General features: G+C 36.4%; 17 protein-coding genes and 1 riboswitch. Of the genes, 13 read left to right on the plus strand and 4 right to left on the minus strand.

The window, feature by feature from the left end:
- Positions 1–2 precede the first annotated feature (2 nt).
- Positions 3–99, plus strand: a riboswitch (TPP riboswitch).
- 60 nt (positions 100–159) lie between these two features.
- The 3 genes from ACSSV9_RS03475 to ACSSV9_RS03485 are packed head-to-tail and all read left to right on the plus strand — an operon-like array spanning position 160 to position 4,680.
- Entirely contained in the window at positions 160–2,643 is a 2,484-nt protein-coding gene (locus tag ACSSV9_RS03475; RefSeq protein ID WP_437345836.1) for a TonB-dependent receptor, read from the plus strand.
- On the plus strand, positions 2,640–3,293 hold the full coding sequence (locus ACSSV9_RS03480) for a thiamine diphosphokinase (protein ID WP_437345837.1): 654 nt from the start codon (positions 2,640–2,642) through the stop codon (positions 3,291–3,293). The genes ACSSV9_RS03475 and ACSSV9_RS03480 overlap by 4 nt, the downstream gene beginning before the upstream one ends.
- Complete coding sequence (locus ACSSV9_RS03485; RefSeq protein ID WP_437345838.1) at positions 3,280–4,680, plus strand: sodium:solute symporter family protein; 1,401 nt, start codon at positions 3,280–3,282, stop codon at positions 4,678–4,680. Before ACSSV9_RS03480 ends, ACSSV9_RS03485 begins: the two co-directional genes overlap by 14 nt.
- Here ACSSV9_RS03485 and ACSSV9_RS03490 read toward each other — a convergent pair.
- From ACSSV9_RS03490 to smpB, 4 genes are read right to left on the minus strand one after another with little or no spacing between them, the layout of a single operon-like run.
- Positions 4,622–5,569 (minus strand): TerC family protein, encoded by a 948-nt coding sequence (locus ACSSV9_RS03490; RefSeq protein WP_437345839.1) that lies wholly within the window; start codon positions 5,567–5,569, stop codon positions 4,622–4,624. The genes ACSSV9_RS03485 and ACSSV9_RS03490 overlap by 59 nt on opposite strands.
- A gap of 4 nt (positions 5,570–5,573) precedes the next feature.
- Positions 5,574–6,119 (minus strand): pyruvoyl-dependent arginine decarboxylase, encoded by a 546-nt coding sequence (locus ACSSV9_RS03495; protein WP_437345840.1) that lies wholly within the window; start codon positions 6,117–6,119, stop codon positions 5,574–5,576.
- Between the two features lie 19 nt (positions 6,120–6,138).
- Entirely contained in the window at positions 6,139–7,374 is a 1,236-nt protein-coding gene (gene tyrS, locus ACSSV9_RS03500) for a tyrosine--tRNA ligase (protein ID WP_437345841.1), read from the minus strand.
- Between the two features lie 16 nt (positions 7,375–7,390).
- A complete protein-coding gene (gene smpB / locus ACSSV9_RS03505) occupies positions 7,391–7,849 on the minus strand; it encodes an SsrA-binding protein SmpB (protein WP_437345842.1) in 459 nt (152 codons plus the stop codon).
- 476 nt (positions 7,850–8,325) lie between these two features.
- On the opposite strand from smpB, the gene ACSSV9_RS03510 reads away from it, so the two are divergent.
- The 10 genes from ACSSV9_RS03510 (at position 8,326) to ACSSV9_RS03555 (ending at position 19,903) form a co-directional block, all read left to right on the plus strand.
- Positions 8,326–9,177: a hypothetical protein gene (locus ACSSV9_RS03510; RefSeq protein WP_437345843.1), complete on the plus strand. Its 852-nt coding sequence runs from the start codon at positions 8,326–8,328 to the stop codon at positions 9,175–9,177.
- Positions 9,178–9,319: 142 nt separating this feature from the next.
- Positions 9,320–10,072, plus strand: a complete 753-nt coding sequence (locus ACSSV9_RS03515; RefSeq protein WP_437345844.1) for a class I SAM-dependent methyltransferase — start codon at positions 9,320–9,322, stop codon at positions 10,070–10,072.
- A complete protein-coding gene (locus ACSSV9_RS03520) occupies positions 10,069–10,893 on the plus strand; it encodes a hypothetical protein (RefSeq protein WP_437345845.1) in 825 nt (274 codons plus the stop codon). The genes ACSSV9_RS03515 and ACSSV9_RS03520 overlap by 4 nt, the downstream gene beginning before the upstream one ends.
- The gene (fni, locus tag ACSSV9_RS03525) at positions 10,820–11,938 is read left to right on the plus strand and encodes a type 2 isopentenyl-diphosphate Delta-isomerase (RefSeq protein WP_437345846.1); all 1,119 of its coding nucleotides are present in this window, start codon (positions 10,820–10,822) and stop codon (positions 11,936–11,938) included. The genes ACSSV9_RS03520 and fni overlap by 74 nt, the downstream gene beginning before the upstream one ends.
- Entirely contained in the window at positions 11,935–12,921 is a 987-nt protein-coding gene (locus ACSSV9_RS03530) for a polyprenyl synthetase family protein (RefSeq protein WP_437345847.1), read from the plus strand. The genes fni and ACSSV9_RS03530 overlap by 4 nt, the downstream gene beginning before the upstream one ends.
- 3 nt (positions 12,922–12,924) lie before the next feature.
- The gene (locus ACSSV9_RS03535; protein WP_437345848.1) at positions 12,925–13,191 is read left to right on the plus strand and encodes an HPr family phosphocarrier protein; all 267 of its coding nucleotides are present in this window, start codon (positions 12,925–12,927) and stop codon (positions 13,189–13,191) included.
- Position 13,192: 1 nt separating this feature from the next.
- The gene (gene ptsP, locus ACSSV9_RS03540; protein ID WP_437345849.1) at positions 13,193–14,938 is read left to right on the plus strand and encodes a phosphoenolpyruvate--protein phosphotransferase; all 1,746 of its coding nucleotides are present in this window, start codon (positions 13,193–13,195) and stop codon (positions 14,936–14,938) included.
- An 8-nt stretch (positions 14,939–14,946) separates the two neighbouring features.
- The gene (locus tag ACSSV9_RS03545) at positions 14,947–15,981 is read left to right on the plus strand and encodes a bifunctional phosphoglucose/phosphomannose isomerase (protein ID WP_437345850.1); all 1,035 of its coding nucleotides are present in this window, start codon (positions 14,947–14,949) and stop codon (positions 15,979–15,981) included.
- Between the two features lie 38 nt (positions 15,982–16,019).
- On the plus strand, positions 16,020–18,773 hold the full coding sequence (locus tag ACSSV9_RS03550; RefSeq protein WP_437345851.1) for a TolB family protein: 2,754 nt from the start codon (positions 16,020–16,022) through the stop codon (positions 18,771–18,773).
- On the plus strand, positions 18,770–19,903 hold the full coding sequence (locus tag ACSSV9_RS03555; RefSeq protein ID WP_437345852.1) for an outer membrane protein assembly factor BamB family protein: 1,134 nt from the start codon (positions 18,770–18,772) through the stop codon (positions 19,901–19,903). Before ACSSV9_RS03550 ends, ACSSV9_RS03555 begins: the two co-directional genes overlap by 4 nt.
- The last annotated feature ends 8 nt before the right edge of the window (positions 19,904–19,911 follow it).

Genomic DNA, 19,911 nt, shown 5'->3' on the forward strand with positions numbered 1-19,911 from the left:
TAAAAAGTCGTTAGGGGTGCTCCCATTTGAGGGGGCTGAGATTATACCCTTGAACCTGATCTGGGTAATGCCAGCGTAGGAAAACGGTCGAAGAATAATTAAGTTGAACGCCGTTTTCCGTTATCAAACGGCTTTTTTATTTTAAAAACGGAGGTTAATATGAAAAACTTAATTATTCTTTTTTTTCTATTCTTTTCTTCAATCTATCCTCAGGTAACAGAAATTAAAGGTAAAATTGTCAATGGAGATACCGGAGAGCCTCTCCCTTCTGCTAATGTATATATCAAAAATACTCCTTATGGTGCTTCTGCCGATTCATCAGGCGAATTTGTACTTAAAGGAAATTTTAAAAGCGACGACATTATTGTTGCCAGTTATATTGGCTACCGAAAATATGAAATTACAGTCGAAGATTTTCTTGCCTTAAAAAATAAAATCATTAAACTCATAAGTGACATTATTGTCAGTCAGACAGTTTTAGTTAAAGGTACTATCGGAGAGAGCGGTTTTTCTCCACTCACATTTACAAAACTAAATAAAAACGAAATTAAGGAAGACTATATAATTCAGGATATACCAGAAGTCATCAGTTATACGCCGTCAGCTACCTTTTACTCAGAAAGTGGAAATGGGCTGGGATACAACTATCTCAGTATACGAGGATTTGACCAGCGTAGGATATCAGTATCGATTAATGGTATTCCTCAGAATGACCCTGAGGACCATAATGTTTACTGGATCGATTTCCCGGATTTATTGGAAAATACAGAATTAGTTCAAATTCAGCGAGGAGCTGGTTCCGGTATTGCTGGATATGCTGCTATCGGTGGCTCAATTAATATAATAACTACTTCAATTACCAGTAAACCACTTGTTGAACTCTCATCTTCAATTGGAAGCTTCAACACAAGAAAATATTCGGCTGTGGTCTCCAGCGGATTGGTCAACAACAAATATTCGGTTTATGCAAAATTATCTCATACCCTGAGCAGCGGTTATCGTAACATTAGTTGGGTAAACCTTAGATCATATTACCTATCGGCTGTAAGACTTGATAAAAATCTGACTACCCAGATTAATATTTTTGGTGGTCCTCTATCAGATGGCCTGGTTTACACAGGTTTACCAAAATTTGCGATAAAAGATAGAGAACTAAGAAAAGCCAATTATTCTTACTGGGAAGCAGACGAGAATGGTTATACTTACACTTTAGAAAGAAGACCAGAAGAAATTGAAAACTTTTCGCAACCACATTTTGAATTGCTTAACGAATTTCGCTTGAATGAAAATGCTGTTTTTAATTCTGCTTTATTCCTCGTACTTGGCAACGGATTTTTCGATTACGACGGCTCATGGGGTGACACTACATATTTTAGACTTACTCATGACAACGGATTTAATCCAACAGTCAATCCGTCGAATGTTTTGATACGTGCAATGGTAGAAAATAAACAGTGGGGGTGGATACCACGTTTAAGTCTGAATCATACAAATGGCGAATTAATTCTCGGTGGTGAACTTCGTTTGCATCGTTCGGTTCACTGGGGCAGTTTGAATTACGGTGAATATTTGCCTGAAGGAATTACAAAAGATTATCGATACTATTATTACGAAGGTGCTAAAGACATTTTTACATTTTTTGCACACGAAAAATATAATTTCAATTCACATTTAAGTTTCCTTGCAGAAGCTCAACTGGCTTACCACCGGTACGAAATTGCAAATGAACGTTATCTAAATAATGAATTCGAGATTGACGATTTGTTTTTCAATCCACGTTTCGGATTGAATTACCGTTTTACACCGTCGTTAAATTTCTATTTTACTTTTGCGCGAGTTACAAGGGAACCACGGTTAAAGAATTATTACGATGCCGCAGAATCGAGCTGGGGCGAAACTCCTCAATTCGAACAACTGCCAGATGGCTCGTATGATTTTTCCCGACCTCTGGTTAAACCTGAAACGATGAACGATTTCGAGTTAGGTGCCATTTTCAATAAAGATAATTTGAGTCTGGCTCTGAATGCTTTTTATATGCTATTTAATGACGAAATTGTTAAAAGGGGACAACTCGATCGATTCGGTCAACCGATAACCGGCAACATGGATAGAACAATCCATTACGGAATTGAATCTTCTCTTATTTTTAAACCGACTAAAGAAATCGAATTAGTTTTCAATGGTACAGTTAGTAAAAATTATATCAGCAAAGGATTTGCATATTTCTACAGTGACGAAGAATCGAAGGCATACGAATTTGATCTGGCTGGCAACCGAATCAGCGGTTTCCCCGATGTAATGTTCAATGCGCTTTTCAAATACAAAACAGGCGGATTATTTACACAACTCTCTGGCAAATACGTCGGTGAATTTTTTACTGATAATTATGACAAAAAGCTTTCGAAATTCAGGTCAATTTATCAGGACATTACCGATTATACCGATAATAAGGTCGAGTCGTATTTTGTGGCTAATTTCTTTGTTTCTTACGAAATAGAATTAAATTCGTACTTGAAAAATCTTAAATTGTATTTGCAGATTAACAACATATTCGATAATCTTTATGCTGCTTACGGAATTGGAAAAGAATTCTTTCCGGCAGCCGAACGGAATTTTATTGCTGGAATTAAATTTAATTTATGAAAAAAGGAATTTTGTGGGCTAATGGAGACCCTCCGTCGAAAAGAATAATTGATTTTCTTGTTCGTACGGGATATAATAAAATTATCTGTGCCGACGGAGGGGCAAACTCCGCCCATCAATTAAATGTCGTCCCCGATGTAATTATAGGCGACCTGGATTCGATTACTAACGAAAATCTCAGATATTTTTCCGGTAAGTCGAAAATTGTCAAGCAAAATCGTCAAAATGATACAGACGTTGAAAAGGCTATTAAATATGCCATTAAAAATAAATTTACCGATTTGTTTTTAATTGGTGCTACAGGCAGTCGACTCGACCATTCATTTTGTAATCTTGGTATAATGTTGAAATTTTACGATGAAATCCAGATTAAACTATTACATCGACAGTCGGTGCTGTGCGTTTATGAAGGAAATGTAGAAATAAAAACCTTGCCCGGCGAGACGATTTCAATCTACGGATTTGACAGAAAAACTAAAATTACTTCGCGAGGTCTCAAATATCCTCTCAAGGAAACATCTCTGCCTTTTGGCGAAAAAGAAAGTACGAGCAACGTAGCATTAAAGGATTCGATTTATCTTACAATTAAAGGCGGGCGAGTTTTCGTTATCAGAGATTTTGAAGCAATGAGGAAAAATGGTCAGCTTTAGTTTGGTAGACATTCTGATTATTACGGGATTTTTCCTCGTCCTTTTGAGTATTGGCGTCTATGCTTCGCGTTATACGGAAGATTCCACAGAAAATTTTCTTTTATCAGATCGAAAAGTTGGACTACTATTGTTTATTTTTACAAATGTATCAACCTGGTATGGTGGCATCCTCGGCGTTGGCGAGTTTACATATACCAGCGGCATTTTGAGCTGGATTACTCAAGGTTTACCGTACTATCTTTTTGCCATAATATTTGCATTCTTTTTTGCAGAAAAGGTTAGAAATTCTTCACTCTATACAATACCCGATAAAATTGAAATTATCTACGGCAAAATGCCGGCATTGATCTCTTCGATTTTTATTTTCGTTCTTGTTTCTCCAGCTCCTTATATCCTTATGACAGGGGCACTGTTACAGATAATTTTTAATATTCCTCTTTTATTGGGACTGATAATTGCGTTACTATTTTCTTCGGTCTATTTAATTAAAGGCGGTTATCGTACAGATTTAATTACGGATGTTTTCCAGTTTTTCGTGATGTTTTTAGGCTTTATTGTAATTGTCATTGTATCATTTAATTCGGTAGGGGATATTGATTTTTTAATCCAAAATTTGCCACCCGAGCATTTAAGTTTAACGGGCGGTCAGTCCCCGTTATACGTTACAGTATGGTTTTTAATTGCGTTATGGACATTTGCCGACCCTGGTTTTCATCAGCGTTGTTATGCAGCCCGAGATGGTCGAACAGCAAAATACGGCATTTTAATCTCCGTAATCTTCTGGCTTCTATTCGATTTTCTTACCACAACTACAGGACTTTTTTCAAGAGCATACTTGAAAAACCTGATTGATCCTGTACTGGCTTTCCCGATTTATGCGGATAAAATTCTCGGTAGTGGACTAAAAGGACTCTTTTTTGCCGCTCTTTTTGCAACAATAATTTCAACGTCCAATAGTTTTCTTTTCCTGAGTGGGACCACTTTTGGAAATGATATAATGCATAAATTCGGTTTTTCGAAGAAAAAATCGGTGAATTATTATACGAAAGTCGGCATCATTATAGCTGGAATAATCTCAGTTCTACTGGCATTTTTCGTGAAATCCGTGGTTTCCATCTGGTACATAATTGGAAGTATTTTCATACCCGGTCTTATTCTACTTATAATAGGTGCATACTACGATAAATTTAGAATCGATACCAAATTTGCTACTGCAGAATTAATTTCAGGCTCACTATCGGTAATTATCTGGCTATTATTGCGCCCTTTTATCGACGATGGATTAAGTGTTATCGAGCCGATGATTGTCGGCTTGACCGTATCTTTTATTATTCATCTTTTGGGACTACTTTATCGGCGCTTTTATTTTTCATCAACGAAAAAATGATCGATAATGTTAGTACTATTATTATAAATGCCAGCGAATAGAGAGTCGGTATTTTTTGGATATCTGATAACAGCATTTTAACTCCGACATAAGCCAGAATAATTGCCACTCCATATTTTAGATAAGAAAACAAATCGACTATTCCAGCAAGGGCAAAATAGAGAGCCCGCAATCCAAGTATTGCAAAAATATTTGATGTAATTATTATGAAAGGATCGTGTGTGATCGCAATAATTGCAGGTATTGAATCGATGGCAAAAACTATGTCGGACGATTCAATTAAGAGGAGTGTCAGGAAAACTGGAGTGATAAAAAGTTTGCCTGAATTTCTAACGAAGAAATTTTTACCTTCATAATTGTGTATAAGACGGAATTTTTTTGTGAAATACTTAATGAGAGGATTTTTCTCGTAGTTTATTTTTTCTTCGCTGCCGAATGCCATTTTATAGGCTGCGTAAAAAAGCATTATTCCAAAGATGTAAATAATTGGATGGAAGAGCTCAATTAGCGCCACGCCTGCAAGGATAAATATAATTCTCAATACAATTGCACTGATGATTCCCCATTTTAGTACATGAGGTTGATGCTCTTCTTTGATGTTCATTACGTTGAATATCATTAAAAAGACAAACAAATTATCGACAGAGAGCGATTTTTCAATTAAATATCCCGCCAGGAACTCGAGGGCTTTTTGATGTCCATCTTCTAAGAATAAAAAGATAAGAAGATTAAAGATAAGAGCGGTAACAATCCAGATACCGCTCCATATAAGACTTGTTTTAATGCCGATTTTATCTGTACGATGTTCGACGGCATAAAGGTCGATGTAGAACATTATCGATACTACGACCCAGAAAAAAATCCAGAATGCTAAATGTGAATGTATCATATGATTATGGTAATAATATTGCTACTGAAATAACTGTTGTCCACAAGCCATTTTTGTTGCCTCTGGCTGATTGAGTGACGTTAAAAGTACGAACAATTTTGCCTGACATTTTAAATACCTGTTCTCTTTCGTTCCAGTTTTTGTCTGCGTCAAAGTCGATGCCGAGTGTCGTTGCAAGCATAGTAGCAGCCAGATCTTCGGCGTATTCGCCGGCAATTTTTTCTGTCTGTCCGTATGGATGGTGCTCTGACAAATATCCGTACATATTTTTGTCGGCCGGAATTGCAACTCCAATTGAGGAAGCAATTAATCTGTTCGGTTCGTTTGTAGAGTTTCGTGCCATCACACAGTGGGTAATCATACCAGGCTTCAACATACTCAGTCCCTGAGTCTTATTAATTATTTTAGCTCCAACCGGGAAAATACTGCTTACAGAAACGAGATTACAAATTTCGATACCTGCGTCGCGTAGTGCGAGTTCGAAAGAGGCCAGATATTCTTTGTGACGACCGACCCCTTTAGTGAAAAAGATCTTAGTTGGTACGTACAATTTAGATTTCCTCCATTAATTAAATCGTAATTTTGGCAAAATTGCGCTTACCCACCTTTAAGATGGAACCTTCTTTTGGATTTATTATCAGTTTCGGATCTACAATTTTTTCACCGTCAATAGAAACCCCGCCCTGAATTACGAGTCGTCTTGCTTCGCTGCGAGTGGGAGCAAAGCCAGCTTTTAAAATTAAATCGAGTATATCAATACCTTTCTCGGTGTAGTTTTTCTCAAGTTTTAAATCCGGTATTTCATCGGGCAAACCTTTTTTAACAAAAATCTGGTCGAATTCACGCTCTGCCTGAAATGCTGCTTCTTCGGAATGGTACATTGTTACAAGTTTTCTTGCTAAAGCTCTCTTTAAATCTCTTGGGTTAACTTCTTTATTTTCAAGCTGTTGTTTGATTATTTTAAGTTCCTGGTTTGATACATCGGTGGCCAATTCAAAATATGAGTATATTAGTTCGTCGGGAATTGAGAGTGTTTTACCGTAAATTTCATTCGGTGGTTCGTTTATGCCGATGTAATTGTCGAGGGACTTGCTCATTTTTTCTTTGCCGTCAGTTCCTACAAGGATTGGCATTGTTAAGATAACTTGCGGAGCAAGGCCAAATTCACGTTGTATATCCCGTCCTACAAGGAGATTAAATTTCTGGTCGGTGCCTCCTAATTCTACATCACTTTCAATTGCTACTGAATCCATCGCTTGAGCCAAAGGATAGAGGATTTCGTGCATACTTATAGGAATTCCGTTTCTCATTCTTTTGGTAAAATCGTCACGTTCGAGCATGCGTGCTACTGTATATTTCGAGGCAAGTTTAATCACTTCTTCAAAATTCATTTTTCCGAGCCAGTCGGAATTATAAACAATCTTTGTTTTATGGGGATCGAGTATCTTTGAAGCCTGCTCGAAATAAGTTTTGCCGTTCTTGCGTGCTTCTTCAAACGAAAGTGGTGGGCGCGAAGAATTCCTTCCCGAAGGATCGCCGATCATTCCCGTAAAATCTCCGATTATGAGAATTGCCGTATGACCTAATTGTTGAAATTGTGCGAGTTTTCTTAAGACCACAGAATGACCTAAATGGAGATCAGGACGAGTTGGGTCGCAGCCTAATTTTATATTTAAGGGTTTTCCTTCTTTATACGATTTTTCGAGTTTTTCGAAAAGCTCTTCCTCCGGTATAATTTCCGAAGTTCCTCTTTTGATGATATCCATTTGTTCGTTAACAGGAGGAAAGGCAATCTTATTTTTCAATTTTGAATTCTTCTCCTTATTGTTTCAGTTTGCGCTCCAGTTCACGTTTGACTTCTCTTTTTGCAATGTCTTCACGCTTATCGTACTTACGTTTTCCGGTGGCAATTGCCAGTTCTACTTTTACTTTACCATTTTTGAAGTAAAGTCGTAATGGCACAAGTGTATTGCCTTTTTCGGAAACGGCCTTTTTTAGTTTTCTTATTTCACTCTTTTTAAGGAGCAATTTCCTTTTTCTTAGCGGATCGTGATTGTTGTAGCTACCTTGATCGTAATGAGAAATATTTGCATTTATCAGCCAGACTTCATCGTCTATTACTGTGGCATAACTGTCAACCAAACTGGCTTTATTCTGACGCAGAGCTTTAACTTCTGTTCCTACGAGAACAATTCCGGCTTCAAAGCGCTCTTTAATAAAATAGTCGTGCTGCGCTTTCCGGTTGACCGTTATATTTTTCTCATCACTCTGGTCTGCCATAACTTTAAAAAAAACGTTCCAAATTTATTTTGAAATTCAAATAAATGCAAGAAGTTAACCAATAGCAAGTAGAAAACAAATTGCTAAATGTAAAGTAACACTTTACGAAATTTATTAATTAATCGTAAAAATTACATGGAGCTTTTATCTATTAAATGGTTATTTTCATTTTAATAAATGATTTTATATTAATACTGAATTTTGATGAATCAATTGAAAATAAATGTGTAGATGAGCTGAAAATAAATTTTAGCAATGCGGTATGATTTGACCTATTTGACTGGTTTAGCGATTTAAGAATGTCCTGCTTAACAGTAATAATAAATAAATTCAAACAAGAAAAAGATGCTTGAACTCAAAATGAAATTAAATAAGTGGAATTGTTACATTATAGAAAAAGCAAAGACTTGAAATCAATAACTTTACTAAAATAAATTAGACACTTATTTTATAAATCAAACGAACGGGAAACTGATATGTACTCAAAAAATATTTACTTTGTATTAATTTTAGGACTTTTATTTGTCGGGTATAAGAACCAGGTAAAAGAGCGAGAGAGAATAGGAAAGTTCAATAAAGATAAAGATCTTTATCTGGCACATTTCGATTGTAAGACCGACGTCGACGATATCCACTCTATTGCAGGTGTGGCTACAATTTTATCAGATCCTCGATTTGTTGGAGTAAAATTTCATGCTGTTGCTGGTGCATACGGAATTCAAGAGGGATTGTACGTTCCTGCGAACGAAGTATTCGAAGCAGCTTTTGGAAAAAACTGGTCTGATGCTCACTCGAATTTTAATCGTGCTTTAGATGAAGTTACTAATCTGGTAATTGGCACGTTGAAAGATGGCGGAAATATCTGGATTGCCGAAGCTGGACAATCGGACTTTACTTATTCTCTCATTCGAAATATTATGAATATCGACTCGACTGTGGATATTAAAAATCGTATTCATGTTGTGCAACACAGCGATTGGAATGAAAGCGTTACTACACCATATAAACTTAATTTTGTAAAAGAACAATGTTCTTACCATAAAATACCTGACGGCAATATAGTTGGAAACGGCTCGCCCGGATTTGTAATAAATCGTGCAGTCGACTTGAATCAATTAATAAAAGACGAAAAAATCTTGAGCATCTGGAAATTAGCTGTGCAGATTGCAAATAAATACAATGGGAAGGAAAATCGTTACAAAAATAATGCAGTTGCTGCTGGAGGACTCGATTTTTCGGACGTTTCTGAAACATGCTGGATTTTCGGTTATGATTATATCAAAGATGTTTTTCAATTTTTCGACATCTTCACTTCAAAGAAATATTAGATCGAAATAATTCTTCAGCATTTACTAAGCTTTGTAAAACATCATGTGGATTCAATTGGATTCCTCAAGCAATCTTATTATAATTGAAAAATCTTGCGTATTTTACCGTCCAAAATATTTTTCCCTTGATTAATTGAAAATTATGGCTGAAAAACATTATTACGAACAAATCGATTACACCAGGAGATACATAATTCCTTATTTGCAAAAATACGTTCCGGGTTTCGAAAAGATGAATTTACTCGAAGTCGGATGCGCCGAAGGAGGACTGCTTACAGTTATGAAACAATACGGCGTTCGTTGCCGCGGTATTGAAATCGATGCAAAAAGAGCCGACATAGCTTTGGCTAAGAATCCAGAACTCGACATTTTAGTTGGCGACATTACAGATCCAGAATTGACTGCAAAATTAAACGAGAAGTACTATTTAATAATTATCAGGGAAGTAATCGAACACATTCGCGATAAAGAAGCTGCATTTCGTAATTTAAAAAGTCTTCTCAATGAAAATGGATTTATTTTCATCAGTTTTCCACCAAAATATTCACCGTTTGCAGGTCATCAGCAAATTGCAAAAAGTTTTCTAAAATTTGTTCCTTACCTTCATCTTCTGCCCACGAACCTGCTTCGTTTTGTATCGAGAATTTTAAAAGAAAATCCTAACTACGTAGACGAAATTAAACTTCATTATTCAACGGGTTGTACCGTAAAGAAACTCGAAAAACTTGTATTTGATTTCGGCTTAGAATTTATTGTAAAAGAATTTTATTTATTTCGACCTATTTACAACCTCCGTTTTGGTTTACCTGTAATTAAATTGCCAGAAATACCTTTTCTAAAAGAATTTATATCATTTGGATGCGAGTCACTTTTAACCACATCGAGGAAAAAATGAAAAAAATTATTCCTTTGTTATTCATGTTTGTAAATGCAGTATTTGGACAATTTTCAGTGGAGTTTAATGTAATTAACGGAGAAATAAATTCGAATGATAAATTCAAAAGCGGACTTGGGAGATATGACGGATATGAAATTGAATTTTATCAGAATGAAATTGTAAGCTTTATTGTACTTCCAGAATCTGGTTCGCTTTCACTAATTTTTGTTGATCCGGAAGGAAAAATATTTAAGCAAACCCGGGCAAATGCAGGAACTGTAGAAATTCTTTCAGCTCAAATTCCCAAAGAAGGGGAGTGGGTGCTTTTAATTGTTGCGGATTCAAATCAGACAAATTGCCGTTATACGATACAATATGCTTTCGCTGCTTCCAATTCAATAGAACTGAAAGACGATGCCGATTTTTGTACACAAATTTCGTTCCTTGTAGAACACGCAAAAGCTAATTTTATACTGCTTGAAGCGCCTCTATCCGTAAGATCGGGATTTGTGAAATTAAGAGGTTCTAATGAAGCATTCATCGATGAAAACGACGGCAGTTATATTGCAAAGTTTTATGAAGGCAGCAGCATTCAGGAAGCAAACAAAATTTATCTAAAGCTGACCGGGGATATTAAGAATTGTCTTAGTAATCAATGGAATGAAAGCATCAAAGATTGGAATAATGTCGAGGATTTCAAGGTAAAAGGTACGATGTTTTCCAGTTTGACGGATGCGATTCCACGTTATATCCAGATATCGTTATTTGATTTTACGGCTTCGAAGAAGCGATTCACAGGAAATTTCGTCGTACAATTGGAAATCAGGAAGGCAAACTGAATTGAGCGAGGAATCGAAAATAATCAGTGGCAGGAAAGGTGAGCATATCAAATTATCACTTTCCGACGAAGCTGATTACGACTCGGTTACAAACGGTTTTGAATGTTATCAATTCATTCATCATGCAGCCACCGAAGTCGTTATCAGTGAGATTGATTTTCGTACGAAGTTTTTTTCGAAGAATGTTAATTATCCGTTTTTAATTTCTTCGATGACCGGAGGTGCAGCCGAATCGAATGAAATCAACGAACGACTTGCACAAGTAGCAAAAACGCTCAATATCCCAATTGGAGTTGGTAGTCAGCGCCGCTCGTTACTGGACAATAAATTCGACGAATCGTATAAATCGATCAGAAGAATCGGCGGTAATATTCCAATACTCGGAAATATAGGGGCAGCTCAAATTGTAAAATCAAAAAATATCATTGACGACATCAATTATCTCATCGATTTAATCGAAGCCGATGCAATGATCATTCATTTAAATCCTTTGCAGGAATTGCTTCAACCAGAAGGAGAACCAAATTTTTCCGGACTGCTCAAAAAAATTGAAAAAATTACAACGAAAGTTAAAGTACCAATTATTGTTAAAGAAGTAGGAGCTGGTATTGATCGGGATTCAGCCATAAAATTATTGAATGCAGGTGTAAAAGGTATCGACGTAGCAGGGGCAGGCGGAACTAACTGGGCAAAAATTGAATTGATGCGAAGTGGCAACGACAGCTTTTTAAGCCATTGGGGAAACCCCACCTCTTATTGCCTCCGTACGATTCAAAAGTTGAAAAAAAATTATAATTTTGTACTTATTTCTTCGGGGGGACTTAGAGAAAGCATCGATTTTGCCAAATCGTATGCACTTGGTGCCGATTTTACTGCGGCTGCCAAACCGATACTTAAATTAATTATTGATAAAAACGAAGAAGCAGCAGTCGATTTTATCAAGAGTTTGTTCGAAGATATTAAAAAAGTTATGTTCTTGACCGGCAGCCGGAGATTGTCAGATTTAAGGAAAAATAAATTAATCAATAAATCGGAATTTCATTGAAAAAGGTTAAATACGAATATCTATACGCTCGATTGCTCAGTAAAATCGAGAAAAGAATTGATAATTTATTTATCGACAAGAAGCCTCTTTCGCTCTATGAACCGTGCAAATACGCACTCGAATCGGGCGGTAAGAGGTTGCGTCCCATTTTACTCTTATTTTCTGTAAAAGCAGCTGGTGGAAATTTTAACGAAGCTTACAACGCGGCGTTAGCTGTCGAAATTTTACATAATTTTACACTCGTCCACGACGATATTATGGACAATTCCCCCATCAGGCGCGGACGCCCCTCTTTATATAAAAAGTTTGATTCAAACACTGCCATTCTTGCTGGCGACAATCTGATTGCAATTGCCTTTAAATTACTGCTTAAAGATTGTAAGTATAATACAACACAGATTATAGAAACTTTTACTCAGGGAATTATCGACGTATGCGAAGGTCAGAGTCTCGATAAAGAATTTGAAACTCGTAAGGAAGTATCTCTGATGGAATATCGTTTTATGATTCAGAAAAAAACTGCGGCTTTACTGTCGGCTTGCACTTCAATTGGTGGTTTAATTGCTAAAGCCGATGATAGTGCAATGCGGATTTTGAAAAATTACGGAAAAAATCTGGGAATGGCATTTCAAATTCAAGATGATCTGCTCGATATTATAGCCGATGAAAAAAAGTTTGGAAAAAAAGTAGGTAGTGATTTAATTGAAGGTAAAAAAACGTTTCTTTTTCTAAAAGCACTGGAGAAAGCCAGAGGAGGCGATAAAAAGAAACTGCTAAATGTAATTAAAAATTGCGGAATCGAATCTTCTGAAATTGAATCCTATACACAAATTTACGAAAAATATGGAGTGCTGGATGATGCAAAAACGGAAATCAATAAGTATATTAAGTTGGCACTCAAAGGATTAAACGGGCTTCCTGATAAAGAAGGAAGCGAAATGTTATATTTGCTGGCAAATTCTCTAATAAATAGAACTAAATAAAACATGATCGAAAAGAAAGTTAAAATAGTGAACAACGCTGGACTTCATACCCGTCCGGCTGCTACAATAGTTAAAATGGCTTCAAAATATAAATGCGATTTTTACCTGATTAAAGACGGTATGCAGATAAACGGAAAAAGTATTATAGGTGTAATGACACTGGCAGCTGAAAAAGGCTCGGAAATAACGCTTATCTTTGACGGCGAAGACGAAGAAGAAGCCGCAAAAGAAATAATCGATTTTTTCAACAGAGGATTTGACGAGATGTAAAATGGAAAAAAATCAAATCATATTGAAAGGAATTGCTGCCGCGCCGGGAATCTCAATTGCTCCGGCATATCTTTTCTCAAAAGAAAGTGAATCGGTAAGTGCCGAAAAAATTGAAGACATTGAAGAAGCACTGGGAAATATCGATGCTGCTTTAGAGTTGTCGAAAAAAGAGATGCGAAAGATTTTCAATCTCGCCGTCGATAAAATTGGGGAAAAACGTGCAGCGATTTTCGAGGCACAAATGATGGTTCTCGACGATCCGATCTTAATTTCTACAATCAAAGAGAGGATTAGAAATGAAAAGATGTCGCCGGAATATATCGTAGAGGATGAAATTTCGAAGTATATCAAAATAATGAACGCCTCGAACGAGCCATATATGAAAGAGCGTTCACACGATATTGAAGATATAAAAAACAGAATCATCCGCAATCTCAAAAAGAAAAAATGGAAATCGAAAGTTTCAAATGATGTAATCGTTGTTACAACAAATCTATCGCCATCAGACACAGTATTACTTTCGAGGTCGAACGTAAAAGGATATGTAACCGATTTTGGCGGATTAACATCACACGCCGCAATTGTTGCAAGATCGCTAAATATTCCCGCGGTCGTAGGAATACACGAGGCAACTAATCTAATTCAAAACGGCGATCTTTTGATTATCGACGGATTCCACGGTGAAGTAATTGTAAATCCCTCGAATGAGTTAATCAATGAGTATAAAGAGAAAATTAATAAGCTTAGTCAATACGACGAAGAGTTATTAAAAATTAAGTCACTTCCTGCTGTTACACTTGACGGTAAAGAAATTAAGTTGATGGCAAATCTCGATATATCCGAAGAGATGAGTTTTATAGTTCATAACTGCGCCGATGGTATAGGATTGGTTAGAACAGAGCAATTGTTTGAGGAGTACGAAGTATTTCCAGACGAAGACCAGCAATATGAAGTTTACAATAAAATATCGGAGAGTATTTATCCCAAGCCTGTGATTATAAGAGCTTTTGACATTGGCGGCGATAAAGTTTTACCAGTCGATCTTCATGAACCAAATCCGATGCTTGGCTGGCGCGGTATCCGTTTATTGCTCGACAATCCGAACCTTTTTAAGACTCAAATACGTGCAGTTCTAAAAGCCAGTAAGCACAAAAACGTCTGGTTTATGCTGCCGATGATTAACTCACTTTCAGAAGTCATCGCAGCTAAAAAAATAATCGAGGAATGTAAAAAAGAATTACTTGAAGAGCATATTCCTTTCGACAATGGTATTCTGGTTGGAATTATGATTGAAGTTCCTTCGGCAGCGGTGTTGACTTCCGATTTTGCTGAAATAGTTGATTTCATTAGTATCGGCACTAACGATTTGATTCAATATTTGCTTGCAGTCGACAGGGGTAATGAAATTGTTTCTACTCAATATCAGGAATTTCATCCCGCAGTAATAAGAACAATTAAACATATCATAAACGAAGCCGGTAAAAAATCTTTGCCTGTAAGTATGTGCGGGGAAATGGCAGCAGACCCATTTGCACTGCCTTTGCTTGTCGGTCTCGGGCTCGAATCTTTAAGTATTTCGGCTGCAGGTATACCGCTACACAAGAAAATACTCCGTTCTCTGAACTATTCCGAACTAAAACAACTTGCCGATGAATGTTTGAATCTCAAAAACGAAGACGAAATTAATAATAAACTCCATAAATTCTTTAACGAAAAAATTTCAGACCAAATTAAAAACTTATATTGAGGTAAAGAATGAGTAATATCAGTGAATTAATAGCCAGATATGACAAGGCTAATCAGTTTCAGGTTCTTCAAGATTCTTATAAACAGGTTGAATATGCCTGGAATCTCAAAATCGATCTTTCATCAATCGATACTACAAAAATTAAAAATATCATTCTAACTGGATTGGGCGGTTCGGCTATCGGTGGAGAATTGATACAGAATTTTTTCCGCACTGAATTGAAATATCCTTATACTGTTAATCGAAATTACGAATTGCCACCTTATGTTAATGAAGAGACTCTTGTCATTGCCTCTTCATATTCGGGAAATACCGAAGAAACCCTATCTGCATTAAATCAGGCTATCGAAAAGAAGTGCCAGATTGTATGCGTAACTACAGGCGGTAAAATGGAAGGAATTGCGGCTAAACACAATATACCAGTTGGTAAACTTTTACCAGGTTATCAACCTCGATTTGCGCTCTGGATTAATTTCTTTACAGTGTTGAATGTATTTAATAATCTTAGGTTAGTACCCGACCAGAATCAAAATGTTAAAGATAGTATAGAACTGCTCAAGAAAAGAGGTGATGAATATGCCAAGCCAGACAACAGAGCTCTAAGTCTGGCTGAGAGCCTTTTGGGTTATGTGCCATTGATCTATTCTGTGTCCGACTATACGTCGGTTGTCGGCACCCGCTTTAAAGGTCAATTCAATGAAAACTCCAAACAACATGCTTTCTTTGCCTATTTCCCCGAACTCGACCACAATGAAATTATGGGGTGGGAGGGATACAATTATCAAGAAATGAAAATTAAATTGATTAATATCTGGGATGATGAATATCATCCGCAGGTTAAAAAACGTCTTGAAATTACTTCGGAAGTAATTCGCAAAACAGGTTGCGAAATTATCGACTTGAAAAGCGAGGAAAAAAATGCCAAATTACGTCTGGTCGATCTGATATTCCTGAGTGACTGGGCTACTTATTATTATGCTATCATCAGAGGATTCGACCCAACAACCATCGACAATATAAATTATCTCAAGGCACGGCTTTGATATTAAAAGGGCGGAAATATTTTTTGCTGCTTTTAATTATGCCGCAATTAATTTCCGCCCAATTTTACTTCTTCGGTCGAAATAAAGTTCAGTATGAATCATTCGAATGGAAAGTTATTAAAACAGAGCATTTTAATATCTATTACTACGATAATTTTGAGCAGGTAGCTGAAATAGGCGCCCGCTTTGCCGAAGAAGCATTCGAAGAACTTAAAATAAAATTCAATCATTACGTTACATTTAGAATACCGCTTATTTTTTATAACTCGCATATTCATTTCCAGCAGACAAATACCATCCCCAATTTTATTCCTGAAGGTGTGGGAGGTTTTTTTGAATTCTTAAAAGGAAGAGTAGTAATTCCGTATCCTGGTTCATTAAAAGATTTTCGGCATGTAATTAAACATGAACTGGTTCATGTTTTTATGACGAATAAAATTTTTAATCTTCTCAGAGACCACAGAATTGAAACCAGCAGAATGCCACCTCTCTGGTTTGTAGAAGGACTTGCTGAATACTGGTCGTACGAATGGGATGCTCAAGGTGAAATGGTTATGAGGGATTTTGTGCTGAATAATTTCTTTATTCCTTTAGATGACCTTTCAAACGCGGCAGGATACATAATTTACAAAGAAGGGCAAAGCTTACTGGAATTTATATCATCTGAATTCGGAGAAAATAAAATCCTTGATATTATTGAAAACATGTGGCGGTTTAATTCTTTCGAAGATAATCTTCAATTTTCGCTCGGTTCTAACCTTAAAGAAATTGGTGACAGGTGGGAATATTCTCTCAAAAAAAAATATTATCCGATCTATGACAGTAATTATCCTCATTTTATCGGCGCTCGTAAGTTGACTGAAACGGGTCTGAATTTTAATCCGAGGATTTTTAATAGAAACGGAAAGAGAGAAATTTATTTCATCGGGAATCATAACGGATATTCTTCTGTCTTTAAGATGAATTACAGCGATAAGAACAAACCAAAATCTAAGGTAATAATTGAAGGAGAAAAGGAACCAGAATACGAAAGTTTTCATCTTCTCGATAATACACTCGACCTTTCAACGAACGGCTTGCTGGCGTTTATTACCAAATCGAATGAAAGAGACGTTATTCATATTTATTCTGTAATAGCTGAAGAAAAAGTTAAAACTCTGCGATTCGATAATCTAATTTCAATACGTTCGCCGAAATTTTCACAGGACGGAAAAAAATTACTCTTTTCTGCAACCGACACGAAAGCTTACGTCGACATTTACATGTATGAATTTGAACGAGACACTTTAATCCGTCTGACGAATGATTACTATGCCGACGTCGACCCAATATTCAACGGGGAAGGTAAAATTATATTTTGTTCTGATAGAACTTCAGGAGAATATGCCCAAAAATTCAACCTTTTTGAACTCGATTTAAGTAGATATACTATTTCTTACATAACAAATATCAATGCCAATATTAGATTCCCGCGTTTTTCTCCTGACCATAAAACCATCTATTTTAATTGCGACTACGACGGTGTTTATAACATCTGGCGCATCGATAATTTCGAACGGGATTCCAAAGAAGTAGAACAAATAACAAAATTTGTAACCAGCGTTTACAGCTTTGATTTTGTCGACGATACTACACTTATCACTTCTGCATTTGAAAAGCTCTCTTTTCAGTTTTTTGAACTCGATATCTCAAAGTTTGTGATTAATACTCAGGTTGAATCTGATTTTAAAAAAATTAAACCCGCATGGAGTATAGACGGAATTTCTTTAATGAAAGAACACGATCGTTTAAAATACGAGAGAGAATATACTCTTGATTATGCAGTGGGACAGTTATCGACCGACCCAATTTATGGTTCGAGAGGTGGAGCACTCTTTGCCATTAGCGATCTTTTGGGTGACGACCGTTTTATCTTCTACTTTTACAATAGTGCTGAGATACAGAGTGAAATACTCGATAATTTCAATATTGCTCTCAGCAGGATTAATCTTCAAAAGAGAGGGAACTACGGATACGGCATATTCCATTTTGCCGGCAGGAGATACGACATACGAGAATCGGAAGAATTTTTTTATGAGAGAGTTTATGGCGGATTTGCAGAAGTCCATTATCCATTTTCTGCATTTAAACGAATCGAACTCAGTGTTAGTATTGCCAACTCTGACAAAGAACTTTTTGGAGAATTTTCATCGCGAAAAGCATTATTGATGTCGAATACTCTCTCCTTTGTGCACGATAATTCGCTCTGGGCGTCAACAGGTCCAATTGACGGTACAAGGTTCAGATTACTCTTTGGATATATAAGCGATATTAAATTCAGTAATCTCAATTATTATTCAGTTATTGCGGACTATCGAAAATATTTCAGAATTGGATACGCAAGTGCTGTAGCATTAAGAGGAGCAATTTTCATTAATCATGGCAAAGAAGCACGTCGCTATTTTGCAGGTGGAAGCTGGGACTTGCGAGGCTGGCCAAGATGGTCGATAAGAGGCGAAAAATTGTGGCTTTCATCTCTTGAACTTCGCTTTCCACTTATTGACAGAATTTATATAAAATTTCCGTTCTTTGGTCTTAGCTTTGCCAACTTGCGTGGTGCCCTCTTTTTCGACTCGGGTGCCGCATGGGATACGAAATATAAAGAAACTCTCGGCAGTCTGGGCTTTGGTTTCAGACTCAATCTCTTCAACGTTGTTACTCTTCGATACGACATTGGTAAAAAAATAGAAGATAATTTTTCACGATTTCAGAAGAAATTATTTTATCAATTTTTCTTCGGGTGGGATTTTTGAAAAACTGTTTAATAATCATAACTTCATTTCTTCTGCTCTACTCGTGCACCGTCAATCTGCTTGTTGATTTTCGACAGCTTGACGAAAAGGGATATGCTATGTTTGGTGAAATTTCGGAAAGAAAATTTTATTCTAATATAAATATTTCCGATTCACTGGAACTAATTAACAAGCTCGAATTAAAAGGGAGCCATGCATACACTTCGGTGGTTGCACTTAACGGATTGATCTTTACTGGCGATCTCTCAGGTAGAATTTATGCATTCGATATTAATTCAGGGAAATCGTACGGCTATAAAAAATATGACGGTGAAATTTTACTTGCCCCCATCCTGATCGGAAGAAGAATTTATTTTGCGGTTAATAATAGGAATAAACCATATTCAACATTCGTTTCCTTTGACTATTTTGACGGTAAAGAAATTAATCGGTACGATTTAGACGCTACCATAAACAGCGAATTACTACTCCTGAAAGATCAAATTATAGCAGTTGATAAGAAGGGTGCAGTTTACAGTTTCAATACTGCAGGGTATCCAGAATGGACGTACAATACAAGACACGAACAAAACTCGCATCCTGCATCGGATGGGAATATTCTTGCGTGGGGCACAAACGAAGGCAAATTTATTATTTTTTCTTTGGAACAGAGAAAGATTATCGATTCTTTTGATGCAGATACATCTATTACTTCCGGTTCTACAATTGAGAATCATGTTGCATATTTCGGGGATGCCATCGGCAATTTTTATGCTTATAATTATTTGCATAAAAAACTTCTGTGGAAAGTTTATACGGGTGCTAAAATTATCAACTTCCCTGTCCAAAACGATTCTTTGGTAATTACAGGAAATCTGAAAGGGATTATTAATGCCTTCGAAAAAATAGACGGTAAGTTAAAATGGTCAGTTAAAACAAACGGACTAATCAATTCTACTCCCTTTTTAACCAGAAATATTTTACTTCAGCCAGACCTTAACAAAAAATTATACTTGATTGACGTCGCTTCAGGTAAAATACAAAAGATAATTAATTATGACGGACGGGTTAAACTTAGTCCAATATGTTACGGAAATTATATTATTACAGGCGCCGATAGGGGGACAATTTATATTTATAATTATAAGTGAGACGGTTG

It is taken from the genome of Melioribacter sulfuriphilus, assembly GCF_051488685.1.
In the GTDB taxonomy this organism is placed as follows: Bacteria; Bacteroidota; Ignavibacteria; order Ignavibacteriales; family Melioribacteraceae; genus Melioribacter.

What these genes read in the sequence shown, in the direction of transcription:
- ACSSV9_RS03475 (WP_437345836.1), top strand. Translation starts at nt 160, where the DNA reads ATGAAAAACTTAATTATTCTTTTTTTTCTATTCTTTTCTTCAATCTAT.
- ACSSV9_RS03480 (WP_437345837.1), top strand. Translation starts at nt 2,640, where the DNA reads ATGAAAAAAGGAATTTTGTGGGCTAATGGAGACCCTCCGTCGAAAAGA.
- ACSSV9_RS03485 (WP_437345838.1), top strand. Translation starts at nt 3,280, where the DNA reads ATGGTCAGCTTTAGTTTGGTAGACATTCTGATTATTACGGGATTTTTC.
- ACSSV9_RS03490 (WP_437345839.1), bottom strand. Translation starts at nt 5,569, where the DNA reads ATGATACATTCACATTTAGCATTCTGGATTTTTTTCTGGGTCGTAGTA.
- smpB (WP_437345842.1), bottom strand. Translation starts at nt 7,849, where the DNA reads ATGGCAGACCAGAGTGATGAGAAAAATATAACGGTCAACCGGAAAGCG.
- ACSSV9_RS03510 (WP_437345843.1), top strand. Translation starts at nt 8,326, where the DNA reads ATGTACTCAAAAAATATTTACTTTGTATTAATTTTAGGACTTTTATTT.
- ACSSV9_RS03515 (WP_437345844.1), top strand. Translation starts at nt 9,320, where the DNA reads ATGGCTGAAAAACATTATTACGAACAAATCGATTACACCAGGAGATAC.
- ACSSV9_RS03520 (WP_437345845.1), top strand. Translation starts at nt 10,069, where the DNA reads ATGAAAAAAATTATTCCTTTGTTATTCATGTTTGTAAATGCAGTATTT.
- ACSSV9_RS03535 (WP_437345848.1), top strand. Translation starts at nt 12,925, where the DNA reads ATGATCGAAAAGAAAGTTAAAATAGTGAACAACGCTGGACTTCATACC.
- ptsP (WP_437345849.1), top strand. Translation starts at nt 13,193, where the DNA reads ATGGAAAAAAATCAAATCATATTGAAAGGAATTGCTGCCGCGCCGGGA.
- ACSSV9_RS03545 (WP_437345850.1), top strand. Translation starts at nt 14,947, where the DNA reads ATGAGTAATATCAGTGAATTAATAGCCAGATATGACAAGGCTAATCAG.
- ACSSV9_RS03550 (WP_437345851.1), top strand. Translation starts at nt 16,020, where the DNA reads ATGCCGCAATTAATTTCCGCCCAATTTTACTTCTTCGGTCGAAATAAA.